Source organism: Microcystis sp. LEGE 08355, assembly GCF_015207185.1.
Classification (GTDB): domain Bacteria; phylum Cyanobacteriota; class Cyanobacteriia; order Cyanobacteriales; family Microcystaceae; genus Microcystis; species Microcystis panniformis.
Window position 1 is genome coordinate 1 of the sequence record NZ_JADEXI010000495.1, and the last position, 3,454, is coordinate 3,454.

General features: G+C 42.7%; 5 protein-coding genes and 1 pseudogene. 4 read left to right on the forward strand and 2 right to left on the reverse strand.

Annotation, left to right across the window (positions count from 1 at the left end):
- Nucleotides 1-437, reverse strand: a pseudogene (locus IQ242_RS19905) (OB-fold nucleic acid binding domain protein); the annotation flags it as partial.
- An 89-nt stretch (nt 438-526) separates the two neighbouring features.
- Here IQ242_RS19905 and folD point away from each other — a divergent pair.
- Complete coding sequence (gene folD, locus IQ242_RS19910; RefSeq protein WP_193961155.1) at nt 527-1,384, forward strand: bifunctional methylenetetrahydrofolate dehydrogenase/methenyltetrahydrofolate cyclohydrolase FolD; 858 nt, start codon at nt 527-529, stop codon at nt 1,382-1,384.
- Between the two features lie 135 nt (nt 1,385-1,519).
- Here folD and IQ242_RS19915 read toward each other — a convergent pair whose 3' ends face one another.
- Nucleotides 1,520-2,083 carry a Uma2 family endonuclease gene (locus tag IQ242_RS19915; RefSeq protein ID WP_193961156.1) on the reverse strand — a complete coding sequence of 188 codons (564 nt, stop codon included), beginning with the start codon at nt 2,081-2,083 and terminating at the stop codon, nt 1,520-1,522.
- Nucleotides 2,084-2,313: 230 nt separating this feature from the next.
- Here IQ242_RS19915 and IQ242_RS19920 point away from each other — a divergent pair, with 230 nt between their 5' ends.
- The 3 genes from IQ242_RS19920 to IQ242_RS19930 all read left to right on the forward strand — a co-directional run.
- Nucleotides 2,314-2,961 carry a hypothetical protein gene (locus tag IQ242_RS19920; RefSeq protein ID WP_193961157.1) on the forward strand — a complete coding sequence of 216 codons (648 nt, stop codon included), beginning with the start codon at nt 2,314-2,316 and terminating at the stop codon, nt 2,959-2,961.
- Nucleotides 2,962-3,032: 71 nt separating this feature from the next.
- Nucleotides 3,033-3,284, forward strand: coding sequence for a BolA family protein (locus IQ242_RS19925; RefSeq protein WP_002764550.1), 252 nt, complete (start codon nt 3,033-3,035; stop codon nt 3,282-3,284).
- Nucleotides 3,266-3,454, forward strand: a 189-nt coding sequence (locus tag IQ242_RS19930) for a hypothetical protein (RefSeq protein WP_193961158.1), incomplete at its 3' end; no start/stop codon positions are given. The genes IQ242_RS19925 and IQ242_RS19930, both read left to right, overlap by 19 nt.

Genomic DNA, 3,454 nt, shown 5'->3' on the forward strand with positions numbered 1-3,454 from the left:
GGTTTAATTTCTGGGGACGGGGAGGGAGTAGGAAGAGAATTAACCGCTACTGCATTCATCTGTTCTAATTCCACCACATACAATTCGTTAACGGTTTGAGAACCCTGGGGAATAGCTTCAAAGTCAATTTTGCCCTTAATGACGATTTCTTCGCCTTGACGGGGTAATTTATTGCTATTGGTGCGAATCCAAATCTTGCCCGAACCATCCTGCAAAAGATAGGCTCCTCCCGCTAAAAAAGGGGCATAATTGCTCACGGTTCCCCTAAGATAAACTAAAGCGCCTTTTGGTTTTTCCTGTAATTGCTCGATCGCTGTTAGGGGAGGATCACCGATGTAGGGAACGGCAATACCGAGGTCAGCAAGGGTACTACAACCGAATAACCCTAGCAATAATAATAAACTGCTGATGCGCCCTACACGAATCTGGATAGACATTCTTGCTTTAACCTTAACGAGTGCGATTAGCCAATCTTTTTGACCATAGAATGGATCCGAAAGATTTTTGTTCTCGGTATTATCATAGAATGTCCGTAACTACTTGCCAAATTCTCGACGGGAAAGCCTTAGCTCAAAAAATCCAGCTTGGTCTAGGAGAGCGCATCCAGACGCTAAAATCTCCAATGGGAAGACCTCCGGGGTTAGCGGTGTTGATGGTGGGGGATAATCCTGCTAGTGCCGTTTATGTACGCAATAAGGAGAAAGCTTGTACTAAAATCGGTATGGCCTCTTTTGGTCGTCATTTTCCTACCGATACAAGTGAACTAGAAATTTTAGCGGAAATTGTCCGTCTCAATCAAGATGAGCGGGTGGACGGGATTTTAATTCAATTACCCTTACCTAAGCATTTAGATGCGGTTTCCCTTCTCTACCAAATTGACCCGAAAAAAGATGCTGATGGCTTACATCCTCTCAATTTAGGCGGTTTAGTACGGGGTGAGGACTGTATCCGCAGTTGTACTCCTGCTGGGGTCATGGCACTCCTGAAAGAATATAATATTCCCATAGCCAGTAAGCACGCGGTGGTGGTGGGTCGCAGTATTCTAGTGGGGAAACCTTTAGCTTTAATGTTATTGGAGGAAAACGCTACGGTGACTATTGCTCACTCGCGCACGGAAAATCTGGCAGAAATAACCAGAAGTGCCGATATTTTAGTACCTGCTGTCGGTAAAGCCAATTTAATCACTAAAGATCTGGTAAAACCGGGTGCAGTGGTGGTGGATGTGGGGATTAATCGCGTCGCTGACCGTTTGGTGGGCGATGTGGACTATGCTGGGGTTTTAGAAGTGGCTAGTTATCTTACTCCTGTCCCCGGGGGTGTCGGTCCGATGACGGTGGCAATGTTATTAAAAAATACCTTGTTAAGTTACGAACGCAAGTTATAAATCCGCAGCTACCAGCTATCAGCTGTAGCTGTAGGATGGGTTAGCGGTAGCGTAACCCATCGGGGCGTTGGGTTTCATGCTTCAACCGTTCGGCAAAAGCTCACGGCCGAAGCCCAACCTACGTTCTACGTTCATCTAAACTCCTAAAATTTCTGCAATAGTGAATTCTATTTCTGGAAAGGACTCAAGAAAAATACTTTCACCTCGATAATATTTCTGCATAGCTTGATAACTACCATGCAGAGGATGGCGATAAACTTCTAAACATTCTTCCTTGAGATTTATAATCCAAACCTCTTTAATATTTGCTTCTGCATAAAGAGGGATTTTAGTATAGCGATCATAATCGAGGGTAGAATCAGAAACTTCAATAATTAAATAGATATCTTGAGGACAAGGATAGGCAGCAACATAAAAATCCGATCGAGGTATTAGTAAACTTAAATCTGGTTCTGGTTGAGAATTATTATTTAATCTAATCGGATTTTGCACTCCCAAGAGAATAAGATCGCCAAATTTTCGATAAAATAACTGTGTTAATCTAGCTATACCAGCAGCATGACGGGTTCCCATCGGTGACATTTTGATAATTTCTCCTCGAATTAATTCCACTTTTTCATCGGGTTTGATTATTCCCTCGTTTGCCATTTTTTCGTATTCTTCCACCGTAAATTTACGGGTAATCAGTGATAAAGACATTTTAACTAAACTCCTGCTTTTTCTTTATTCTATCTGGACAGCTTGCCAAGGGGTGACTTATCGGTGTTTAAACCATGAATCGGGGAGATAAACTAACTTTTTGGGTACTTGTACTGATTCTTCGGGAAAAAACAGCGGTTGCTATGGTGACAAAACCGCTAGATCTAACGTCTAGAAAGCTAGGGTAGGATCGAAACTGCCCCAAAAAAGCTACTATAGGTCAGTTGTCGATGTCGAAAAAAATAGCCGTTCCCCTCAGGAACATTAAGTCGAGAAATTTTATGGTTAAGCGAAAACAGCCTTATAGTTTAATTTATCTGCTCACTTTGGTGATCGGTTTAGTGATTGCGATCGCACCTAACGGACAAGCACAAACCCCCGACTCTAACACTCCTGCTAGTGATCCTAACGAATTAAAACCCTTAAATCAAGCCGATAGTGTCCTGAGTCTTCAGGGGGGACAACGTTTAGTGGAAGAAGCGAACGCCGCTATTAATGCCGCTAAATACGATGTCGCTGTGGACAAACTCAATCAAGCGCGCCGGATTTTTAACCAACTATCTAACTATCATCTGCAATTAGCTAATAGTTTCTCAGGAATTGACCCAAAAGTATTCGATTCTCAGCGTCAAAGTGCTTTAAATACCGGACAAATGCGGGATGAAGCCACCTATAAGCTTGCTTTGGTCCATAGGGCGCAAAATCAGCCAGAATTGGCGGTTCCTTTGTTAATTCAGGTGATTCAATCCCAAAACCCCACCAGTGAATTAGGACAAAAAAGCTATCAACAACTCTACGAGATGGGATTTGTCAGCACACCCATCTCCGCACCGACTCCCACCTCCGCAACTCCTAGCAATCCCCCCCCAAAGCAGTGAATTTTATCCCCATTGACGAGCTTTCGGTAACAATGGGACAGAGTATCTTTAAATTGTTTTGAGGAGTTACGATGGTTGACTTTCGTCAAGTAGAAGCGATGATTCAAGAACAAATCCCCGATGCACAGGTGATGATTCGGGATTTAACGGGAGGTGGCGATCATTTGGAAGCGGTGGTTATTTCCGGCGAATTTGCCGGCAAAACCCGCGTTAAACAGCATCAAATGGTTTATGGCGCTTTACAATCGGCACTGGCTACCGAAGCCATCCATGCTTTGGCATTAAAAACCTACACTCCCGACGGTTGGGCAGCAGAAAAATAACAATTATCAGTTATCAGTTATCAGTTATCAGTTATCAGTTATTAGTTATCAGTTATCAGTTATCAGTTATCAGTTATCAGTTATCAGTTATCAGTTATCAGTTATCAGTTATCAGTTATCAGTTATCAGTTATCAGTTATCAGTTATCAGTTATCAGTTATCAGTTATCA